This window comes from Halobacillus sp. A1 (assembly GCF_024189295.1).
In the GTDB taxonomy this organism is placed as follows: domain Bacteria; phylum Bacillota; class Bacilli; order Bacillales; family Halobacillaceae; genus Halobacillus_A.
Genome location: NZ_JAIZEN010000004.1, coordinates 191,675 through 213,419, shown reverse-complemented (window position 1 = coordinate 213,419; position 21,745 = coordinate 191,675). Strand labels below are relative to the sequence as shown.

The 21,745-nt window shown below is 41.1% G+C and carries 19 protein-coding genes and 1 pseudogene; 8 read left to right on the top strand and 12 right to left on the bottom strand.

The genetic code is table 11. From position 1 onward, the window contains the following. Window positions 1–206 precede the first annotated feature (206 nt). From LF817_RS06630 to LF817_RS06605, 6 genes are all read right to left on the bottom strand, one after another. Window positions 207–839, bottom strand: coding sequence for a response regulator transcription factor (locus LF817_RS06630; RefSeq protein ID WP_253934996.1), 633 nt, complete (start codon window positions 837–839; stop codon window positions 207–209). Further along, window positions 832–1,878 carry a sensor histidine kinase gene (locus tag LF817_RS06625; RefSeq protein WP_253934995.1) on the bottom strand — a complete coding sequence of 349 codons (1,047 nt, stop codon included), beginning with the start codon at window positions 1,876–1,878 and terminating at the stop codon, window positions 832–834. The genes LF817_RS06630 and LF817_RS06625 overlap by 8 nt, the downstream gene beginning before the upstream one ends. Continuing rightward, on the bottom strand, window positions 1,875–2,591 hold the full coding sequence (gene liaF, locus LF817_RS06620; RefSeq protein WP_253934994.1) for a cell wall-active antibiotics response protein LiaF: 717 nt from the start codon (window positions 2,589–2,591) through the stop codon (window positions 1,875–1,877). Before liaF ends, LF817_RS06625 begins: the two co-directional genes overlap by 4 nt. Before the next feature lie 199 nt (window positions 2,592–2,790). Beyond that, window positions 2,791–3,432, bottom strand: a complete 642-nt coding sequence (locus LF817_RS06615) for a PspA/IM30 family protein (RefSeq protein ID WP_253934993.1) — start codon at window positions 3,430–3,432, stop codon at window positions 2,791–2,793. Between the two features lie 16 nt (window positions 3,433–3,448). Then, entirely contained in the window at window positions 3,449–3,796 is a 348-nt protein-coding gene (locus tag LF817_RS06610) for a lmo0954 family membrane protein (protein ID WP_253934992.1), read from the bottom strand. 184 nt (window positions 3,797–3,980) lie between these two features. Further along, window positions 3,981–5,081, bottom strand: coding sequence for a M24 family metallopeptidase (locus tag LF817_RS06605; protein ID WP_253934991.1), 1,101 nt, complete (start codon window positions 5,079–5,081; stop codon window positions 3,981–3,983). Window positions 5,082–5,232: 151 nt separating this feature from the next. Here LF817_RS06605 and LF817_RS06600 point away from each other — a divergent pair, with 151 nt between their 5' ends. Further along, the gene (locus tag LF817_RS06600) at window positions 5,233–5,631 is read left to right on the top strand and encodes a hypothetical protein (protein ID WP_253934990.1); all 399 of its coding nucleotides are present in this window, start codon (window positions 5,233–5,235) and stop codon (window positions 5,629–5,631) included. A 34-nt stretch (window positions 5,632–5,665) separates the two neighbouring features. Here LF817_RS06600 and LF817_RS06595 read toward each other — a convergent pair whose 3' ends face one another. The 3 genes and pseudogenes from LF817_RS06595 to LF817_RS06585 all read right to left on the bottom strand — a co-directional run bounded on the left by LF817_RS06595 (window position 5,666) and on the right by LF817_RS06585 (window position 10,619). After that, window positions 5,666–6,706, bottom strand: a complete 1,041-nt coding sequence (locus LF817_RS06595; RefSeq protein ID WP_253934989.1) for a PQQ-dependent sugar dehydrogenase — start codon at window positions 6,704–6,706, stop codon at window positions 5,666–5,668. Window positions 6,707–6,873: 167 nt separating this feature from the next. Next, window positions 6,874–8,129: pseudogene (locus tag LF817_RS06590) on the bottom strand (L-lactate MFS transporter). A gap of 216 nt (window positions 8,130–8,345) precedes the next feature. Then, window positions 8,346–10,619: an ATP-dependent DNA helicase gene (locus LF817_RS06585; protein ID WP_253934988.1), complete on the bottom strand. Its 2,274-nt coding sequence runs from the start codon at window positions 10,617–10,619 to the stop codon at window positions 8,346–8,348. A 214-nt stretch (window positions 10,620–10,833) separates the two neighbouring features. On the opposite strand from LF817_RS06585, the gene LF817_RS06580 reads away from it, so the two are divergent. The 3 genes from LF817_RS06580 to cysK all read left to right on the top strand — a co-directional run bounded on the left by LF817_RS06580 (window position 10,834) and on the right by cysK (window position 13,579). Beyond that, entirely contained in the window at window positions 10,834–11,763 is a 930-nt protein-coding gene (locus LF817_RS06580; protein WP_253934987.1) for a GDSL-type esterase/lipase family protein, read from the top strand. 17 nt (window positions 11,764–11,780) lie between these two features. Further along, the gene (locus tag LF817_RS06575) at window positions 11,781–12,437 is read left to right on the top strand and encodes a YpmS family protein (protein ID WP_253934986.1); all 657 of its coding nucleotides are present in this window, start codon (window positions 11,781–11,783) and stop codon (window positions 12,435–12,437) included. Window positions 12,438–12,649: 212 nt separating this feature from the next. Next, window positions 12,650–13,579: a cysteine synthase A gene (gene cysK, locus LF817_RS06570; RefSeq protein ID WP_253934985.1), complete on the top strand. Its 930-nt coding sequence runs from the start codon at window positions 12,650–12,652 to the stop codon at window positions 13,577–13,579. A 42-nt stretch (window positions 13,580–13,621) separates the two neighbouring features. On the opposite strand, the gene LF817_RS06565 is transcribed toward cysK, so the two are convergent. Then, entirely contained in the window at window positions 13,622–14,233 is a 612-nt protein-coding gene (locus tag LF817_RS06565) for a trimeric intracellular cation channel family protein (protein ID WP_253934984.1), read from the bottom strand. Window positions 14,234–14,508: 275 nt separating this feature from the next. On the opposite strand from LF817_RS06565, the gene LF817_RS06560 reads away from it, so the two are divergent. The 3 genes from LF817_RS06560 to LF817_RS06550 all read left to right on the top strand — a co-directional run bounded on the left by LF817_RS06560 (window position 14,509) and on the right by LF817_RS06550 (window position 16,264). After that, window positions 14,509–15,036: a helix-turn-helix domain-containing protein gene (locus LF817_RS06560; RefSeq protein ID WP_253934983.1), complete on the top strand. Its 528-nt coding sequence runs from the start codon at window positions 14,509–14,511 to the stop codon at window positions 15,034–15,036. Window positions 15,037–15,054: 18 nt separating this feature from the next. Further along, window positions 15,055–15,210: a sporulation histidine kinase inhibitor Sda gene (gene sda / locus LF817_RS06555; protein ID WP_253934982.1), complete on the top strand. Its 156-nt coding sequence runs from the start codon at window positions 15,055–15,057 to the stop codon at window positions 15,208–15,210. A 106-nt stretch (window positions 15,211–15,316) separates the two neighbouring features. Then, window positions 15,317–16,264, top strand: coding sequence for a ring-cleaving dioxygenase (locus LF817_RS06550; RefSeq protein ID WP_253934981.1), 948 nt, complete (start codon window positions 15,317–15,319; stop codon window positions 16,262–16,264). A 50-nt stretch (window positions 16,265–16,314) separates the two neighbouring features. Here LF817_RS06550 and LF817_RS06545 read toward each other — a convergent pair whose 3' ends face one another. After that, window positions 16,315–18,264 (bottom strand): aconitate hydratase, encoded by a 1,950-nt coding sequence (locus tag LF817_RS06545; RefSeq protein ID WP_253934980.1) that lies wholly within the window; start codon window positions 18,262–18,264, stop codon window positions 16,315–16,317. Between the two features lie 343 nt (window positions 18,265–18,607). On the opposite strand from LF817_RS06545, the gene LF817_RS06540 reads away from it, so the two are divergent. Beyond that, the gene (locus LF817_RS06540) at window positions 18,608–19,891 is read left to right on the top strand and encodes a helix-turn-helix domain-containing protein (protein ID WP_253934979.1); all 1,284 of its coding nucleotides are present in this window, start codon (window positions 18,608–18,610) and stop codon (window positions 19,889–19,891) included. 418 nt (window positions 19,892–20,309) lie between these two features. Here the strand turns inward: LF817_RS06540 and LF817_RS06535 are convergent, their stop codons facing one another. Beyond that, on the bottom strand, window positions 20,310–21,707 hold the full coding sequence (locus LF817_RS06535) for an MBL fold metallo-hydrolase (protein WP_253934978.1): 1,398 nt from the start codon (window positions 21,705–21,707) through the stop codon (window positions 20,310–20,312). Window positions 21,708–21,745 lie beyond the last annotated feature (38 nt).

The following is a 21,745-nucleotide window of genomic DNA, read 5'->3' as shown; positions in this document are numbered from 1 at the left end:
GTTGTTGTTATTCCCCAAACTGAGCAAATCAAGCCGGACCATCATTGAACCCTTTGTTGAAGCATAGGATAGAATAAAACGTTAAAAAAGCAGGTGGTCCTGTGAAAAAAGCCTATAAAAAGCTGCTCATATTTTATCTAGTATTGATCCTTGCATTTATTTGGGTACTCATGAGCAAATAGCCTTTACCTGAGGCCAGGTAAAGGCTATTTTGTAAGATTATGTTTGAACGCATAAATGACAGCCTGCGTCCGATCATGCACAGTTAATTTCCCTAGAATGTTACTTATGTGCACTTTCACTGTTTTCAATGCAATGAAAAGTTCATCAGAAATCTCCTGATTCGTTTTCCCTTCCGTCATCAGCAATAAAATTTCCTTCTCGCGTGCAGTTAACTGGTCGTGAAGAGGCGCATCAGACCCTGTCCTCATTTTATTCATAATCTTTCCGGTAACTTCAGGCTCCAGAATCGACTGGCCATCATACGTCTGCCTGATCGCTCGGGCGATCTCTTCAGCTTTTGATGTTTTCAGCATATAGCTCGTGGCCCCTGCTTCCAGTGCCGGGTATACCTTTTCATCATCTAAAAAGCTTGTAACAATAATGATCTTAGCTTCTGGCCATCGCTCAATAATCTGTCTCGTCGCTTCGATCCCATCCATTTTCTTCATGACAAGATCCATCAGGATGATATCCGGCCGATACGACAAAGCCAAGTCCACAGCCTCTCCCCCATCATTTGCTTCAGCAATTACGTCAATATCATTTTGAGAAGATAAATAAGCGGATACCCCGATACGAACCATTTCATGATCATCAGCGAACAGTACTTTAATCATTATGCCCGCCCCCTTTCAATAAAATCGGAACTTTCACTTCAAGTCTCGTTCCTTCGCCTTCTAAACTTACTACTTTAAGCGTGCCTCCAATTTCGATGGCTCGTTCCTTCATATTTTGCATACCGTAAGAGCTGGCTTTCGCTTCTTCCACATCAAAACCGATTCCATCATCAACAATCCTTAGGATGATATACCCGTCTCTCCTGATCAGCATAACCTGGAGTGACTCGGCTTTGGCATGTCTTAATGTATTGGATACGGCCTCTTGTAAAATTCTGAACAGCTGATCTTCAATTCCTTTATCGAGGGTCAATGGCTCAACAGTCCAATCCACTTGCATCGGAACCTTCTGAGTTAGTTCTGCAAGTAATTCCTCAGATCCTTCTGATAAGGACTTCCCTTTCAGTGCTACAGGTCTCAAATGCAATAATAGAGCCCGCATTTCCAATTGGGATTGATGGATCATATTTTCAACCATAGCCAGTTGATGTTTCAAATCTCCATTCTCTTCTATAGACTTATTTTCATTAATAGCAGACATGAGCATTGAAGCTGCAAACAACTGTTGACTCACTGAATCATGTAATTCCCTGGCGAGACGGTTCCTCTCTTGAATAACTACCTCTTGAAGACTTTTTTCACGTTCTTTGGCTCTCTCGGTTGCAAGGCGCTGAGCGGTTTCAGCCTGCTCAGAAAATTTGTCTTCAATTTGCTTCATTTTCTCTTCAATGAGCGAAAATTCTTTTCTCGATTCGGTTTCGTTCAACACCGAATTTCCTTTCGTAATCGCATCCAGCTGATGTTCGATATAATGGAATTTCCGGGAATCAAACCACGCTTGACCCCCGCCCAGAATTACTCCCGCACTTACACTCATCACCAACACAAAAATGATATAGGGTAAATCAAGAACTTTAATCGTCCACAGATCTGACCAGTCCTGCAAAGGAAAAGCAAAGAACGTAACTGTAATCAAAAGTAAAGCAAGGACAATAATTAAAAGTACGTGGACTGCGATTTGCTTTTGCCACCTGCTCATATGCGCTTCACCTCAAGATCACCAGACAAAATGGAGGTGATGATTTTCACCCGCGGCTTTTTCACCGCGTAATCTGGAGTCTTGTAGTCGATGACTTGGTTCACCAGTTTTCTATTTCTGAACTGGAAAATGGCTGCACGGCCAAAGATAGCGCTATGTTGAATGGAAACCTCCACTTCGTAAGGAACATAGATATTGACGTCCCCAATGAAATGCCGGATTGAAATCACAGCTTCATCCTGTGGCAGTACAGTATTGCTCAAGTCGACTACCCGATCTCCAAATCCACCTTGGACATTGATATCCCGCCATTTATACGATCTTTCAGGAGTAGATTCATCACCGAAGAACTTCTGCTTTATAATAGGATCAAGCTCTGCCTCAGGAATATCTTCATAGAATACCGGCTCTATTCGTTCTGGTTCATTTTTTGAGCGATAATAATGCCGGAGCAGAAGCACAAGCACAGCGATGATAAGAAAGCGAACAGCCATCATGTTAATGACCGTAACAAATAAACTGACAGCCCCGATCCAGAATACAATTTTCCATATTAATTTTTTATAATTTTTCCACCCAAAGTAAAGGAGCACAGTGGAAAAAATTACGGAAAATATCAAACCACCATTAAAAAAAGCAACTTCCAGCACGAGGAGGGCAGCACCTATGAGTAAAATAATATTTACTGTATCTGTAGACATTCTCTTAAACATAAGATGCTCCCCCTTTCTAAGGTGCTTTCTCTCTTTTAGTGATACTAAGTGTATCATCTATATGTAAAAGCTATATTAAACGATTCTAATGATTCTCATTGATATAACAGCTATCCCCAACACTCTCATTTCTGTGATTTAACAGAAACTATGATAAAAAGCGCAGACTTCACTGCGCCTTTTATCATACCACTTTTTATTACGGGGTCGTAACCTTCTCTTCCTTCTTCATATCCTTCTCAAGCTGCGCCACTTTACTGTCGAACGTATTGCGGTAATATGAACTATTTACTTTGTATTCCAAGTCTTCAATATACCTATCGATCTCCGCAAATTTTGAATATGGCTTGTCCGCTGTATCTTCGATCACTTGATCCATACGGCGGTGGGCTCTTGCTATATTTTCTCGTCCCATTAACTCCATACGCTTCAGGTGCATATCCTTCAATTTATGCTTCATTTCTTCATATTTTCTTTCCAATGTTTCCAGCTGTTCGATAGATTCAAGGCGGGAAGCCTTCAACCTTTCAGCTCGTGACTCATATTCCTGCTGTTCTTTTACAGCGAATTCATACATTGAATCTTCACCCGCTTGCTGAGCTATCTCTGCTTGATGTCTGCGTTTTTCAGCCATGTCCTCAGATTTCTGATATTCACGGGCAAATTCATCTTTCAAGCGATATTGGCGTTCTACAAGCTTACGAACTTTATCTGTTTCTTTTTCACTTTCCCGCAAGTATTGATTCAGCATTGCTATCGGGTTTTTCTGTTCTTTTTGATCCAATGCTTCATGGAAATCCGCTGAAATTGAATCTTTTAATCGTGTAAATAAGTTAGCCATGTTAAACTCTCCTTTATTATTTGTTCAATTCTGCCCATTGTTTTTCAAAATTAGTGAACGGATCATTTGATTGCACTTGTGAATCTTCCGCTTTAGTACTTGTCCAGTTTTTATAGATCCAATAAATTGCGTAAGCTGCAGCCAGTCCGACAACGGCATAAATATTCGATACTGCCACGCTTAAGATAATCAAACCGAGGATGACCCATCCAATCTTTCCGGCAGTTGATTCGCTTTTAGTAAATTGTTTAAATACTACATAAAGCAGCCAGACGCTGACTCCAAGCAAAATCATCGGCCCTAAATTCGCTAGAAGAACTGCAAGGGCAATGAGAGCCGCTACAAAAAGCAAAAATTTCTTCATTTCATGTTTCCCTCCTTATCTATTTCCTGATTCCATCATATCGAGATTGTAGATTTTCCGTAATGAGCCTGAGATATATTTTAGAGTAGGTCTAGAGGCGTATAAGCATGTCCAACTTGTGAGGAACATGCTTTCAACAAAAAAAGGCCTGAAATCAGCCGTTCTGATTTCAGACCTTCCCTCCTTACTGGACGATGTTAAGTTTTGTAGGTGTTTTTGTGAGTGTTTCACAGCCGCTTTCTGTAACGAGCACGTCGTCTTCAATTCTGACCCCGCCGATATTCGGGTCATAAATGCCCGGTTCAATCGTATAAGTCATTCCTTCTTTTAACACTCCATCATTTAAATGACTCATTGATGGGAACTCGTGAACGTTGATTCCTAGACCATGACCAATTCGATGTGGAAATAAATGACCGTATCCTGCTTTTGTGATAACATCTCTGGCTGCTGAATCAAGGTCACCGATCCGTGTACCTGGCTTACTTATGGCTAAAGAAGCTTCCAGAGCCTGTTTGACCGTTTCATAAATAGCCTGCTGTTCATCAGTAATCGCCTGATAAGCAAACGTTCTAGTAATATCTGACGTGTACCCTTTCCAAACGACCCCTAAGTCAAAGAGGACAAAGTCTCCCTTCTTAAGTTTCCGGTCGCCAGGATTTCCGTGGGGATGGCCTGATTTTTCACCGAATAGAACCATTGTGGAAAAAGACATGGCGCTTACACCTTTTTTCTTAAGTTCATACTCAATGGAAGCCAGCACCTCCATTTCTGTAACTCCTTCTTTTAAAGCTTCTAACCCGGCTTGAACACCATAATCAGCTAATTGTGCAGCTCCACGAATATACTCTATTTCTTGCGGGTCTTTGACTACACGCATGTCGTTCAGCTGTGCTTCCAAGTCTGCCACTGATGCTCCTGAGAAGAGGTTTAAGAAAGATTCACTGCGGCCATAAGAAAGCACCTGCTTTTCAATTCCTGCTTTATGCACGTGTTTTATATTGATTTCATTTAATTTATCACCAATAAGAGTCCAGGGGTCTTCATGATCTGAGTAACCAATCACGTCATAGGACCATCCTGAATCCCTGAGCTGCTCCTCCTCCATTTTCGGAAGGACTGCAATGGGATGATGCTCCTGGAATACTAACAAACCTAACAGCCGCTCATGCGGGTCTGTCAAAAATCCGGTCAAGTAGAAAAAGTTCTCCGGAGAATTTAAAAAGGCAACCTCTATGTCCTGCTTTTTCAAGTATGTAGAAAGTATATTCAAACGTTGTTCCATAATATCTCTCCTATTCATTTAACCATGATTACCTTCATCATATAGGAAAATTCTATTCTTTCCAAAGGAATGTAAGCCGGTTCTTGTATTTCTTTTAAACCAATGTTTTTGTATAATAGCGGGAGATGAACTATATTTGGGGGTTATTTCTTTGGATCGAACGAGATTTTTTGTACGGGTATCAGCTATTTACGCATTAATCGGTTCATTTATGGGGTCCCACATGGCTGGGGGCGGAGGCTACCAGCTTAGTGCCGTGCACGCTCATATTCTAGTCGTCGGCTGGTTATCCCTTTTCGCTTTTGCGATTTTTTATAAAGTATTTTCTATTCCGAAAACATCTAAACTGGCCTCCTTTCATGTATGGAGCTCTTTTATCGGAGTCTTTGGGCTGACTACAGGAATGTGGCTTTATAATACACAACCTATCGAAGGCATCGAAACGCTCAATATAATCTTTTTTATTGTCGGCGGTACCATAATGCTCATCGCCTTCGTCTGTTTCGCAATTATGGCCTTCGTTCACGGCAAATTCATATCAGAAGAATAAACAAAAACGCCGGTCATCCTCCGGCGTTTTTGTATTATGGCTGGAACCTGATGAGCTGATCATCTTGCTCCTCTGGATTTCCACGACCATCCGTATTGTTCGTAATAAAATAAAGAGAACCACCCACTTCCACAACATCTCTAACACGCCCGAACCCTTCAGCTTCCGTTTCTGAATTTTGCCCATCCATATTAAGAGAATAAATAGCTCGACCCGTCAAAGCGGCTACAAATATGGAATCTTCATAAACAGTGATTCCTGAAGGTGCCCACGTGTTATTTCCAGTTTGAAAAATCGGCTGCTGCATCCCTTCTTTTGAGTCATCGCCAACAATGTCAGGCCAGCCATAATTTTGACCGGGCTCTATTAGGTTAATTTCATCGTGGTTGGTCGGTCCATGCTCAGAAGCGAACATCTCCCCTTCATTATTCCACGCGATCCCTTGAGGATTTCTATGACCGTAACTATAGACGTAGGATTCTTCCTCAGGATTGTCCTCAGGTATCCCGCCATCCTGCTCTAATCTTAAGATCTTCCCGGCTAAACTGTTTTGATCCTGAGCTAAACTTTCCTCCTGTGCATCCCCTGTCGTAAAATACAGCTTTTCATCCGGTCCAATGTCTATCCTACCTCCATTATGAAAATTACTGCCAGGTATCTCTTCCAGCACAGCCTCTTGCTCAATCCATCCGTCTCCTTCATATTTCAGAACTATGACTCGGTTCATTATCCTTCCGCCATCCTCATAAGTATGATAAGCATACGCCTGTTGATTCGACGAAAAATCAGGTTGAAGCTTCAGGCCAAGCAGCCCGCCTTCCCCAACCTGGGTAATTTCCCTTTCTGTCTCGACAGTTTGTCTTTCAACTTGCCCGTCTTTCACAAGCGCAATCGTCCCTTCACGCTCACTTATAAAAAAATTTTCTCCGTCCTGTTCAATATCCCAGGGAGACTCTAAGTCAACTGCCACCTCAGTGAAGTCTCGACTCTGATCCACCCCGTTATCTCGTTGTTCCTCTCCAGGCTGACAAGCGGCTGTCATAAAAACCAGCATTAAAAATCCAAATATTTTCAATATGGAAATCACCCACTTTTTTACAAGTTATTAATAGTTTATCAAGTTTTAAACCGCCTGCAAAAAGAAAGCTGCACCTTAAGGGAAGGAACAGCTTTCTTTTCGACCATACAGTCCAGTTGGTTCAGACCCGTTCTAGAGTCTAACAACTATTTATTCAACTTAAATCAACTGGCTTGTGCCTTTTTCATAGCTGATTGTTTTTTCCTAACATCCACTTTAGTCAGGATAGATACGACAAGAGCGATGGCAAACAAACCGGAAAAGTAAATGAGACTGCTTGAATAACTTCCGGTTACATCATTCATGATCGCGGCAAATTGAGGCCCGGCAAGCCCTGCAGCTGCCCAGGCCGTCAAAATATAACCGTGTATCGCACCAAGCTCCTTTGTACCGAATAAGTCCCCTATAAAAGCAGGAAGAGTAGCAAATCCTCCCCCATAACATGTGTAAATCACCCCGAAAAATATGACAAAAAGAGCGACTGAACTAGTCATAGGCAATAAAATGAATAAAGGAATCTGTAAAGCAAAAAAGATAATATACGTATTTGATCGCCCGATGTAATCGGAAGCAGAAGCCCACCCTATACGTCCGAGTCCATTGAATACTCCCATGATTCCTACAAGTGTCGCTGCAGCAGCCGTACTCATTCCTACACTATTCTCCGCAAGCGGCTTCGCTGCAGAAATTACGGCAATGCCGCACGTAATATTTATAAACAACATAATCCATAAGTAATAGAAACGCTTCGTTTTCACCGCTTCTTTAGCACGTAAATTTGCTAAATCTTGAGACTCTACGTCATTATTTCCTTCTGGGTTATACCCTTTTGGCGTCCAGCCTTCAGGGGGCCTCGATAAGTATAAAGAAGATAATATCATTATAGCGAAATAACTTGCACCTAGAATAAAGAAAGTCATAGCTATACCAGTTGAACTAATCAGCCAATCCATGACAGGACTAGCTATGGCCGCGGCAAAACCAAATCCCATAATGGCCATTCCCGTCGCAAGGCCCCTGCGGTCCGGGAACCACTTGACGAGTGTAGACACCGGAGCTATATAGCCTACTCCTAAGCCAATTCCTCCTAATACTCCATAAAAAAAGTATAACGCCCATAATGATTCCAATTGAATGGCAAAACCTGAGCCGAATACTCCTACACCGAAAAAGACAGCGGCAGTAATCCCTGCAACTCTAGGACCATACTTTTCTAAAACCAGCCTAAAAATGCAGCTGATAAACCTAAGAATAAAATGGCAATACTGAATGTTAGCTGAACTTGCTGAGATGACCAGCCAAACTCTTCTCCTAGAGGACCGGTGAAATTACTCCAAGCGTACACAGAACCAATCGAAATATGTATACCGACCGCCCCGAGCGCAATTAACCAGCGATTTTTCACTTTTCTCTCCGACATAGGCTAACCTCCTAATTCATTTTGATCATTTAGATCGTATGATTAAACATAACCCGAATCGTATGTGTTAAAACTTTCTAATATAGTAATTTTCCTTCAAAACAAAAGAAGCGCTCTCCTAAAATACTTAGGAACAGCGCTTCGAACAGTAGTATAAATACGACAAAATATTTTATTATTTCCCAGGAAATGATCTTTTTTAAGTGTATTTCCCTCCTAACGGGAAATACTGTAGTTTCTCCACTCTTCAGGCAATAATTTAAGGTATTTTGACTGAAGAAAGCGATCATCGATCAGTTGAATGATTCCATGATCTTCTTCTGACCGTATTAATCTTCCACCAGCCTGAAGCACTTTATTCATCCCCGGAAAAACATACGCATAATCATAACCAGGCTTCCCTATTTTTGTAAAATAAGATTTGATGAGTTCTTTTTCAAAACTTCTAGGCGCCAGCCCTATCCCTACAACGGCCACACCATTCAATCGATCTCCCCTTAAATCTACACCTTCTGAAAATACGCCACCAAGCACGGCAAACCCTGCCAGCCGGCCTCCTGTAATGAATTGCGCTAAGAAATCCTCTCTTCTTTCTTCTGTCATTCCAAACTCCTGCTGCACTGATTCAATATTTCCATAGTTTTGAAAATGATGGTAAACCATATTCATGTACTGATAAGAGGGGAAAAAGAACAGATGATTCCCTTTTTGCTTTTGTACTTGATGATACAAAAGCTGCGCGAGCTTTTCTGCAGTTTGTTCTCTGCTTTTATAACGAGTAGATAACGGAGCGATAATGACCTCCATTTGCTCAGATTGATAAGGGGAAGGAAGTTTCAAGATATAATCATTCTCTTCTCCTCCCAGCATGTCCTTATAGTAAGCGAATGGGGATAATGTAGCTGAAAAATAAACACTCGATCTGAACGTTTCCGTCACTTTCTGCAAAACTGACGAGGGATCGAGGCAATAGAGCTTCAGCATTCGATCCGAAGCACTTTTCGTAACAATGAATTCATAATGATCATCTACTATACTTAAAATCTTTATGAAATTCTGAGTTGAAAAGTAGCAATCGAGTAAATATTCCCCATTCTCACCTTCGTGCTCGTTCTTCAACTCTGCCTCTGCTCGCTCAATGAATTTTTCCAGATTCTCTTCCAAAGAACCAGGAATATCGGGGATCGTACTTTCAGCAGATTCAATGTTAATATCTTCTAAATCTTTCCTTACCGCTTTAGCGGAGTTCGCTAACTTCTCATTTACTTCAACCCAGTCCTCTTCCACACGCCAATAGGAGTTTTTCATAATAGTAGATGAATACATGTCCCTGGCTCTTTCCACGAGATTATGAGCTTCATCAATTAATAAAGAAGTTTTTTTCTTATGTTCAGGGAGAAGCCTTTTCAACGATACTCTCGGATCAAATATATAATTATAATCACCAATCACTACATCAACTACGTCCGTTAAATCCAAAGAGAACTCAAAAGGGCATATACGATGTTTTCTTGCATACTTCTCTATTACAGCCCTTGTTATTTGTGTATTGTTATGCATCACATCGACAATAGCACCGTTGATCCGGTCATAATACCCATCTGCGAATTCACAATAGTCCGGCTGACAAATCGTTTCTTCTTTGAAGCAAATCTTATCTTTAGCCGTTAAAGTTACAGAACGTAAAGACAAGCCGCTGCCTTCCATCAGTTTCAAACCTTCTTCCGCCGTTTGTCTCGTGACCGTCTTAGCTGTCAAGTAGAAGATACGCTCTTGCTCTCCACGTTCCATAGCTTTGATGGCAGGAAAAAGAGTAGAGATGGTTTTCCCTATTCCGGTAGGGGCTTGCGCATAGAGATTTCTTTTTTCTTGAATCGTTTGATACACAGCACCTGCAAGCTTACGCTGCCCTTTCCGGTAAGAGGAAAACGGAAAGGATAAGTCCGGTATCGATGCTTCCTTTTGTTCCCGTATGTGTAATAAGATTTTTGCGTATGATAAATATTCATTCACGGATTCTTTCATGAAAATATTTAATTCTTCTTTAGTGAACGTAAGTAAAAACCGTTTCTTTTCCTTAGACTGCTTCTGCACATACGTGAGCTGCACCTGGATTTCCTCCAGCTCCTGCTGCATAACAAAAATAAATGCATACCCCTTGGCTTGCGCCCAATAAACAGGAAAGCTTTCTTCAGAAATATCCTCCAGCATTAGAGAAGTCGATTTGATCTCATCTATGATGGGCCCCCTGGATGAATCTAACAGACCGTCACAGCGCCCATGAATCTTCAAAGTGATATCATCGAATTCATACTCCCATGCCAGATGGACTTCACGCTCGTCTTCTACACCATATTCCTTTTGTACTGCTTGATGAATGGCCGTTCCTTCCGTTAAGGACGTGCTGGATCGGAAACGGTTATCTATGCTTCCTCCTCTATGAACATATTCCATCAGCTCACGTACAGAAATACTCATTTTCTCAGCCATGACTGCACCTCCCTGCATTCTATTCGACCAGAACCGTCATCTCTTGAAGATTCGTTTCGAACGTCTATTTTATAGCTATAAGTGTTATAATATAGGTTAAACGATCTTTACTTACTGCCGGGTCTTAAACAGCACCTGGCAACTGTTTTTATTGCGTATTGTCAAAATTTCCATATACTATATCATAACTCATTAAACCACAGGTGTGATCTTATTGAATAAATTTAAATGGCTGTTACTCTTTCTTTTCTCCTTGATTTTTTTAACCTTAATTGTAGTGACCTTCATTTACGATCCTGTCACAGAACAGAACCCGAACGCTACTGTCGATACCGAAGAAATTAATGAACCAGTACAAGAAAATACCGAGGAAGACTCTCCCGACGATGTGCTTGAAGAAGAAAATTTGGAATTAGAAGAGGAAGGCTCAGTCAGTGAAGGTCTTCGAGAGGTTTTCTCCAGCGTTCTCGATAGTGCCCGCAACCTCTTTGTCAGAGAAGATTTACGGGTGGTATCTATAGGGGATTCTCTTACACAAGGTGTAGGAGATGGGACTGATAACGGAGGTTATGTAGGAATACTAGAAGATACAATCAACGAAAATGATGAGGCGGCTGACTTCACGATCGACAATTTCGGAAAACGTGGAGATCGTACCGATCAGCTGTTGGACCGTATGGAATCCGCTGAAATGTCTTCAGCCATCCGGGAAGCCGACCTCGTCCTCATTACGATCGGAGCCAACAATGTCGTCGAAGTTATAGAAAATAACTTCACGAGTTTAAGTTACGATCATTTCGCCCCAGCCCGCGAAGAGTATCGGGAAGAGCTTGAAGAAATTCTTTCAAATGTAGAAAGCTTAAATCCTAATGCTTCTATTTACTTAATAGGTCTATATAATCCTTTTAACCAGTATTTCGATAATATTCCTGCATTGACTCAGATTATGAACGAATGGAACTCTGTGAGTGAGAATGTTGTGCAAGAACATCCTAATGCCTCGTTCATACCGATTAATGATGTCTTTGAAGAAAATGAGGATGAACTATTATGGGAGGAAGACCACTTCCACCCCAATGAGAAAGGCTATAAACGAATGGCTGAACGCATATTAGAGAATATAAGAAATGAAATACAGCAATAATACAGGTGGAATGCTTAATGTTAAAACGGTTGTTTCTGAGAGATCGATGGCGGACGTCTTTTATCATATTGGCGTTCATTAATATTGTGATCATTGGTTGGATATTATCTCTTATTTTTTTACCTAGTTCCTATACCCTGGTCAATGTAGATCAACAGAAAAAGGATACTGAAGCAGAATTCACGGTCGTTTCAACAAAAGAAAACCTCGAACAGCTGGCGAATAAATACTTGAGTGAGATCTCGACGCAAACGATATTCGATTATTCGATTTCTATAGACAGGAACGTTACATTATCAGGTAATATCAGAGCTTTTGAACAAACCATTCCAATCAAAGTCGAGCTTCATCCAGTGGTCCAGGAAAATGGGGACCTTATCTTAGAACAAGAAAGAATTTCATTAGGTCAACTCCCCCTTCCTAATAAAAAGGTATTGGAGTTTGTCGCCGATAACTATGACTTCCCTGAATGGGTGAAGGTCAATGCAAATGATGAGAATATCTATGTGGCTGTCACCCAAATCGAAACGGACAGCAATATCGACATCGAAGTCGACCGGTTCAATTTGAACGCTAATCAGCTGGCTTTCAAAATTTCATTCCCAGAAAGAACCTTCAGCTTTGCTGAAGCCATTGTAGAAGATGAATTTCACATTGAAGACCCTCCAGACTGATTGAGCTACGTGGAAATGGTGAGATCCCTCAAGGCGTCAGCCCGTGGAAGCTCTCCGTACGCCCATGTAAAGCGAGTGATTTCCCGGACCTTCAATCTACCATTTCTACGGAACGGAAACTTATCTGAGCCTAGTTAAAAGCGCACTATTTCATATAAGAACGGCGGCTGTGATAAAATCAAATAAAGAATAAGGAAAAGGGAAGTGACTTCATGCGCGTCGTAAATAACATCGCTGATTTGATTGGAGATACTCCACTCGTTAAATTGAACCGACTTTCTCCAGAAAACGGAGCAGACATCTATATCAAGCTGGAAAAATACAACCCTAGCGGAAGTGTGAAGGACAGAGCCGCCTATAACATGATCGTTCAAGCTGAGAAGGATGGTCATTTAAAAGAAGGGGCTACCATCGTTGAACCTACAAGCGGAAACACCGGCATAGGAATTGCAATGAATGCGGCAGCACGAGGCTATAAAGCGATTTTGGTCATGCCGGATACGATGACTCAGGAACGAATCAATCTATTGAAAGCTTTCGGTGCAAAAATTGTATTGACTCCCGGTGACGAAAAAATGCCCGGAGCCATCGACAAAGCTAAGGAGCTTGTGGAAGAAATTGAGAATTCATTCATGCCTATGCAATTCGAAAATGCTGCCAATCCTGATGCCCACCGATCGACTACAGCTACGGAAATCATCGAGGCTATGGAAGAACTCGGAAAACCTTTATCCGCCCTTGTAGCAACTGCTGGGACAGGCGGTACAATAACTGGAACGGGCGAAGAACTCAAAAAACAATATGAAGATGTAACGATTCATGTAGCTGAGCCCGCAGGTTCTCCAGTGCTTTCAGGAGGCAAGCCCGGAAAACATAAACTAGTAGGTACAAGTCCAGGTTTCATCCCTTCGATTCTTAACCAGGACGTCTATGATGAAATTTTTCAAATAACAGATGAAGTTGCTTATGATATAACTAGACGGCTTGCTAGAGAAGAAGGTCTTTTATTAGGCACTTCTTGCGGTGCAGCCTGCTATGCCGGCATGGAAGTCGCCAAGAAGAAACAACCAGGAGAAGTAGTAGTCGTTATAGCTCCTGACACAGGAGAGCGCTATTTATCGGGAGATTTATTCAGGCAATAATGCAAAAAAGGCTTGTTTCCAACTTAAAGGAAACAAGCTTTTTTATATACGATACAAATCCCGAAACCGTAAATGCCACCCTAAATGATAAGACAATACTCGGCACATGATAATAAGCAAAAATAAAATGTAAGTCTGCACTATACTGTCTACAGAAACTAAGCCTGCCCCTACGATAAGACCTGCAGCCATAGCCCAGACTGCATAGATTTCCTGGTGTAGTACCATCGGTCTTCTTTGAGCGAGCACATCCCTCGTTACTCCCCCTCCGACACCTGTCAAAATTGCCGAGAAAATGATTCCACCTAGAGAGAAACCGTTGCTTATCGCAAAAGCTGCTCCTTGCAGTGCAAAAGCCGATAAGCCAATGGCATCCAAATAAATATTCCAGCGATCCCAGAACATTACCCAGTTTTTCGGAAATACGTAAACAACACTTATTGTTATGATGGCTACATAAAACAAATATCCTTGATCCCATACATGAACGACAGGTACATCCATTGCTATATTTCTAATGATGCCCCCGGCAAATGCCGTAGCAATACCTAATATGAAGGTACCGAAGATATCATACCTTTCGCTTAGAGCGACTATAGCCCCACTAAATGCGAAAGCACTTACTGCAATAACGTTTAACAACTCAAAACTCAATACCATATACCCACCTTCTCCAAGAGCAGAGTCTAAAATCAACCAACTTGAATCATCATATCAGTTATTCAAAAAATGAAAAGATGCTTCTCTATAAAATCGCGGACAAGCCTTGTGTTAAATACTGTAAAATCGAGGTTCAGGAAGGTATATTTTTATAAAGATAAGGGAATATAAAAAGACGGACTCGTATTGTTGCAAAGTGCCACAAGGATATTAGATGATCCATTAGAATTAGTAAAATAAGACATTTGACATAGTGGGTGTGATAATTGATGAGAAAATGGCTTGTTCAACTAAGAAAAGAAAAGAAACTCACCCAGCAGCAGGTAGCTGCGGGAGCTCATATTGATCGTGCCTATTATGCACAAATCGAAAGCGGAAGCCGGAATCCAAGTATGGCTGTAGCTTCACAAATAGCTAATTTCTTAAACGTCAACACTTCTATATTCTTCTCTGAACATATCAGTGAGCCTTTTATGATTGCCCTTACCAATTCCCCGATTGTTGTTGCACATTGTGATTTGAAACTGCGTTACACATGGATGTTTAATCCTCATCCTGATTTTAATACAGAGATATTGATCGGAAAAAGAGACGACGAGCTTGATTTGAACGAAGGAACAAGTGGTCTTATCGAATTGAAAAAAGCTGTGCTCCGGACAAAAGGACCTGTACGGAGAAAGATAAGCTTTCCATTATCAGACGGGCTTCTGACTTATGATGTTTTCGGGCAGCCAATCTACAATGAATCCAAAGATATAATTGGTGTAGCCACCGTATCTACTGAACTATTAACCTAAAGTAGAGGGGGAAATTCAATGAATTTAAATCACCTGTCTCTCCGCATCTTGCTAACTACTTATAGGAGAGCAGTTGAGCTGGACCTAGATGATGAATTCATTTTATGGATACGGAAAGAAATTGAAAAAAGAGAACAAGAAAAACAAGTGCGTGCCAAAAAAGCGAATCTTTGAGTTCGCTTTTTTCTCGTCATTGAAAAAATTGACAACCCCTCTAGTCTTCTGTAACATTTATCTTGAAATCGAGATTATCACAACAGATCCTTGAGGAGGAGACTATATGCATATCAAAGGAATTCACCACGTCTCTGCGATTACGGCTGACGCTAAAAAAAATTACGATTTTTATACCAATGTATTAGGCATGCGTCTTGTTAAAAAAACAGTAAACCAGGACGACACCTCCATGTATCACCTATTTTATGCTGATGAAAAAGGAAATCCAGGAACAGATTTGACTTTTTTTGAAATAAAACGGGCTGGAAATACGTATCCTGGCACGCATAGCATCTCAACAACCTCCCTGCGCGTTCAAAACGATGACTCCTTAACGTTTTGGCAGAAACGATTCGATGAATATAATGTAGACCACGACCCTATAACTGTACGTGCTGATCGAAATACTCTTTCCTTTCGGGACCCCGAAGGGCAAAGATTGATGCTCGTATCAGATGAGCAAAATCACGGGGTAGCTTCCGGAACTCCATGGAGCGGAAGTAAAGTTCCTGTCGACAAAGGAATCACCGGTCTTGGTCCTGTTCACCTCACTGTTTCTAATGCTTTACCGACTATCACAGTGCTGAAGGATATTCTCGGCTTTAAAGAAGTAGGAAAAGCTGAGAATCGGATTATATTAGAAACAGGTGAAGGAGGTACCGGTGCAGAGGTTCATATAGAAGAACGAACAGACCTTCCAAGAGAAAAGCCGGGAAGAGGCAGTGTCCACCACGTCGCATTCCGAGTGGAAAATGAAGAAGAGCTTGAACAGTGGAAGGATATCATCCAAAAAGCAGGATTTCCGAATTCTGGTCTTGTAGATCGGTACTATTTCAAATCGCTGTACTTCAGGGAGCCTAATCATATTCTTTTTGAACTTGCTACAGATGGACCCGGATTCGCAACTGATGAGGATATAGATCACTTAGGTGAAGAACTGGCCCTTCCCCCATTCTTAGAAAGTAAACGAAAAGAAATAGAAGCCAAACTCATCCCATTAGAAACTAAATAGTACGAAACTAAAAAAACTGCGATGAATGTATCATTCATCGCAGTTTCTAATTAGTCCTCCAAACGATCCTTCAGCCAATTGATTAATCCGCCTTTTTCCATCATCTCAGCCTGTCTCGGTGAAAGAGCATGTTGAACTTTCAACTTCGTATCTTTCCCTTTCACTTCTACTTCAAAATCATCATTATTAAGGATTTTTTCTTTTAGACCTTTAAAAATGAGGGTATCTCCCTGTTCAATCTTTTCATAATCTTTCTCATCTACAAAGACTAGAGGAAGGATTCCGAAGTTGACGAGGTTCTGCCAGTGAATACGCGCAAAGTCTTTTACAAGCGCTACACGTAATCCCATGTATCTAGGAGCAAGTGCAGCATGCTCACGGCTTGATCCTTGTCCATAGTTCGTTCCGCCAACAATAATGTGTCCTCCGTCATCTTTCTGTTTCATAGCACGATCGAAATAGGTGTCGTCCACTATTTCATATGTGAATTTACTGATTTCAGGCAAATTACTTCTATAAGGAAGCACACGGGCGCCTCCTGCTAGAATTTCATCCGTAGAAATGTCATCTCCAACTTTTAATAAGATCGGCAATTCCATCTCGTCAGGCAATTCATCCATTTGAGGAATAGAAGCGATGTTAGGTCCTTTTACCAATTCAACTTTCGCCGCTTCCTCGGCTGGTAAAGGACGGTCCAGTAAGTTTGTATCGATCGTCGGCTGTTCTAATTCCTGGACTTTCGGATAATCGAATCCAGCTTTTCTAGGGTCTGTAATCTTCCCAGTCAATGCAGAGACGGCAGCGGTTTCCGGGCTGCATAGAAAAACGCTGTCCTCTCTAGTACCTGAACGACCCGGAAAGTTACGCGGCGTCGTTCTCAAACTGTTTTTTCCTGAAGCAGGGGCCTGTCCCATTCCTATACAGCCATTACAGCCTGCCTGATGCAGACGCGCACCAGCTTGCAAAAAGTTGGCAATATGACCTTGCTGGGACAAGTCGACCAGCATTTGTCTAGAAGTCGGATTCAAGTCGAATGAGATGCCATCCGCTATGTGACGTCCTTCCACAATTTTAGAAGCGATTGCAAAATCACGGTATCCTGGGTTGGCTGAAGATCCGATGTAGGATTGATAAATCTCCTCTCCTTCCACTTCACTTACAGGCACCACATTACCAGGACTAGAAGGCTTCGCTATCATCGGTTCAAGTGAAGATAAATCCAGCTTGTCATGGCGATCATAAGTTGCGTCTTTATCTGCCTTAAGTTCTGTCCATTCGTCTTCACGCCCTTGCATCGCCATATATTTTTTAGTTTCTTCATCGGAAGGAAATACAGTGGCCGTTGCACCGAGTTCAGCCCCCATATTAGCAATCACGTGGCGATCCATTGCTGATAAGCTCTTTAAACCTTCTCCATAGTATTCAAAGATATGGTTTACTCCGCCTTTTACTCCATGACGGCGAAGCATTTCAAGAATGGCATCCTTTGCACTTACCCATTCCGGAAAGTCGCCTGTCACTTCAACGCCCCACACCTTAGGCATCTTCACGTAGAAGGGTTCACCAGCTATGGCCATAGCAACATCAATCCCGCCTGCGCCCATAGCAAGCATTCCCATACAGCCGTTGGCACACGTGTGACTGTCTGAGCCGAGAAGTGTCTGACCTGGCTTAGCAAGCCTCTGCATGTGTACAGGGTGACTGACCCCATTACCCGGACGACTGAAATACAAACCGAATCTCTTTGCTGCACTTTCCAGGAACAAATGGTCATCAGGGTTTTTACTATCTTCCTGAATAAGGTTATGATCGACATATTGGGCTGATGCTTCTGTTTTTGCCTGATCGATCCCCATCGCTTCGAGTTCAAGCATGACCATAGTACCTGTTGCATCCTGAGTCAATGTCTGATCAATCTTTAAGCCTATTTCCGACCCAGGCTTCATTTCACCTTTTACCAAGTGATCTTTGATTAATTTCTGTGTAACATTATGTCCCACTTCGTCTCCTCCTTCTTATGAAATAAAACTGTCTTAACTATTCACCTATACCATTTATACCCTTTTTTCACTTAACTTACTCATAGAGTTCGATGCACAATTTGGAAAAAAACGTCTATTCCTATGTCTTGTTATTCATTTTTTTATAATTCAAACCTGATTTACACTTTTTTAACCTGTGAAAGTTGGTCCTATTTAACCCCTCTTAAGCTATGAAAAAAGAACGACTTGGGAAACCTCTTAATATAGTTGAAAAAATTTAATCGAACGTGTATTCTGAATATAGATTTGAAAGAAAGAAATTTCTAACAAATCATTAGTTGATCAACTAGGTGTGTGTAAAATGGAATATGGTAAAGCGCTTCGATTTCATCGAGTGAAGCAAGGGTTGACACAAAACCAACTCGCTGATGGTATTATCTCGGCAGCCTATCTTTCTAAGATTGAGAACGATCAAACAGTTCCAGCCATTGAGGTGCTCGAATTGCTTTACGAACGGCTGGGCATCGACTTTAATGAGTCCGCCCTTGATCATCCATCCAAAGAAAAGTTGAAGGAATGGTATGAAGCCATCGTATTTAAGAGGAAAGATGAGGCTAAGCTTCTAAGAGATGAACTACTACAGCAAAAGAATTCTTTAGGCAGTCATCAGCTGTATATTTTCTATGAATTATTCAGCATTCGCTACTTACTTTTAGAAAATGAAGTGGAGGAGGCTTATGAAACATGGGGAAATTTACGGCAGCATAAAGATACTTTTGACGATGAGATGGAGTTCTATTACCACTTAATTACAGGCTTAGTTAAATACTATCAAGCCCATTTTAATGAAGCATTTCAAGAGTTAATGGAGGCAAAAAATTACAGTTCTTCAACAGAGTTAGAAGGATGGGAAGTAAGCGACCTATACTACCTACTCGCTTTAAGCACCAGCCAAGCTAATCACACATCAGCATCTGTATTTTATGCTGATCAGGCGTTAGAAATTTTTCAATCTCATTATGATTTAACTAAAAGTGCAGACTGCCATATAGTTCAAGGAATTAATTATAGCCGTCTTAAAAATTTTGCGAAGTCATTAGAGAATTTCCACTTAGCAAGAAAAATTGCATTACAAACTAATAATAATGTTCAGTTAAGATTAGTTTATCTTAATATTGGGACGCTTGAATCTGGACTGGAGAATCACCAATCTGCAATAAATAATTACAAAAATAGTCTAGAGTATAATAAAGAATCCACTTCCACTTTTGATCATATGGAATTATTAACCACAATTCATAGTTTGGTAATTGAGAACTACAAATTAGGTGATTATAGTGGTTGTTTAAAATGGATTGATATTGGTGAAGAAAAGCTTAGAAATTTTCCTGCTCAAGCTTACGAATATCATTTTATTTTCTATAGAAAAGTTATTAATCAGGAGAATGATTTAATAGAATTCGTAGAAGCAGATGTGATTCCATATTTCCAATCAAAAAAGGAACACATTTACATCATTCGCTATTCAATGTTTTTAGCAGATCAATTAGAAAAACAGCGAATGTATAAAAAGTCTTCATCTTATCTTAGGTTAGCAATTCAATTGTTAAATAAACATTCACAATTAGGAGGGATACTCTTATGAAAAAGTTAATTGCTGCACTCGTTCTAACAGCAGTTGTTGCATCAGCTGCAGCGCCAATAGTTTATGATAGTGCAGAAAATGCTTGGCCCAGGCCCTTAGTAATTCAAACTTAAGTTTTAAATTGTGTGTTTTAATTAACACCTCCCCTAATCCTATACCTATAAATTTTACCCTTGCCCTCCTATAGCAAGGGTCTTTTTTTGTTTAAATCTAACGTTAAACCTCGTTGTTGATTTTTCATAAGAGTTATTCAATGATACAACATGTATAGTTCTAGCTCTTTACTGCGAAAAGCAGTGCCTCAGATGTTTCCGTTACCTTCAAGCTCTATCCATAGAACCGGAAACTTCCTGCTAAAACTTAACAAAGTTTATCAAAAAAAGCATCGCTCGAAAATGACCGAGCAATGCTTTACTAATTATTGACTATATTCCTTCCAGGCTCCGAAACCACCTTTAAGATTCAAAGTATCTTTAAAGCCGTTTGCTTGTAAGACGCTTGTCGCTATTGCTGAACGGACTCCTGATTGACAATGAACGATGGGTGTCTTGTTATCCGGAATCTCATTTAAACGATCCGGGAGTGTTCCAAGCATGACGTGAATCGCTTCTTCCATGTGCTCCTCATCCCATTCGGATTGATTACGAACGTCGACGATGATGTAATCGTCCGCGTTCTTGAATTTTTTCTCAAGCTCTTCAGCTGTAATGCTTGTATACGTTTCAAGATTATCCTGGTTATTGACTTCTTCGCTGAGTACGTACCCGACTAATCGATCAAGACCGATCGATTGCAAGGCTTTTTGAATGTCACGCACTTGTTCTTCATCACTAATGATAACGATATCTTGATCATAATTGATCAGCCATCCAGCCCAATTGGCAAATCCTTTATTAAACGGGATATTTAATGTTCCTTTCAGATGCCCTTCGGCGAATGTTTCTTTACTTCGTGTATCAATTACAGCCGTTCCTTTAGCTGTTAATTGTTCCACGTCCTCCGCGGTTAATTGATCGATTGATTGATCTACGCTTAATAGGGCAGGCCCTTCTTTATTCAACTTCTTCATCATACCGAAGTATGTCGGCGGTTCTGGCTGTCCCTCCAGCAATTCATCAGAAAATTGCTGCTCATTCTCAGTCGTTAAGGCCCAGTTGTTAATTTTCTCATAACCTACTGTAGACGTTGGCACTGCGCCCAACGATTTTCCGCATGCGCTGCCAGCTCCATGTCCCGGCCAAAGCTGAACATAGTCAGGAAGTTCTTTGAATGTCTGGATAGATTTATACATTTGACGGGCGCCCTGACCGGCTGTGCCGGCTGCTCCTGCTGCTTTTTCCAAAAGGTCCGGACGACCGATGTCTCCAACGAAAACGAAATCTCCCGTAAAGATTCCCATCGGGACTTCAGAGCCTCCTCCTTCATCTGTCAGTAAAAAGGATAAACTCTCAGGGGTATGTCCCGGAGTATGAAGAACATCCAGTCTTACGTTACCCACATAGAATTGATCTCCACCTTTAAGCCACTGGTGAGAGTATTCTTCAGCAAAAGCGTATTTCCAATCATCCTCCCCTTCGTCTGAAAGGTAAAGCTTAGCTCCCGTTTGATGCGCCAGTTCTCTTGCACCAGATAAAAAATCTGCATGAATATGGGTTTCTGAAATACTCGTTATATCGAATCCCTCTTTACGGGATGTTTCTAAATAAGGAGTGATATCACGAGCTGGATCAATGACTAATGCCTCTCCAGTCTTTTGACAACCTACCATATATGACATTTGCGCTAAATTTTCGTCAAAAAATGATTTAAAAAACATTAATAATCCCTCCGCTATTTCATTACTTTCTACACATA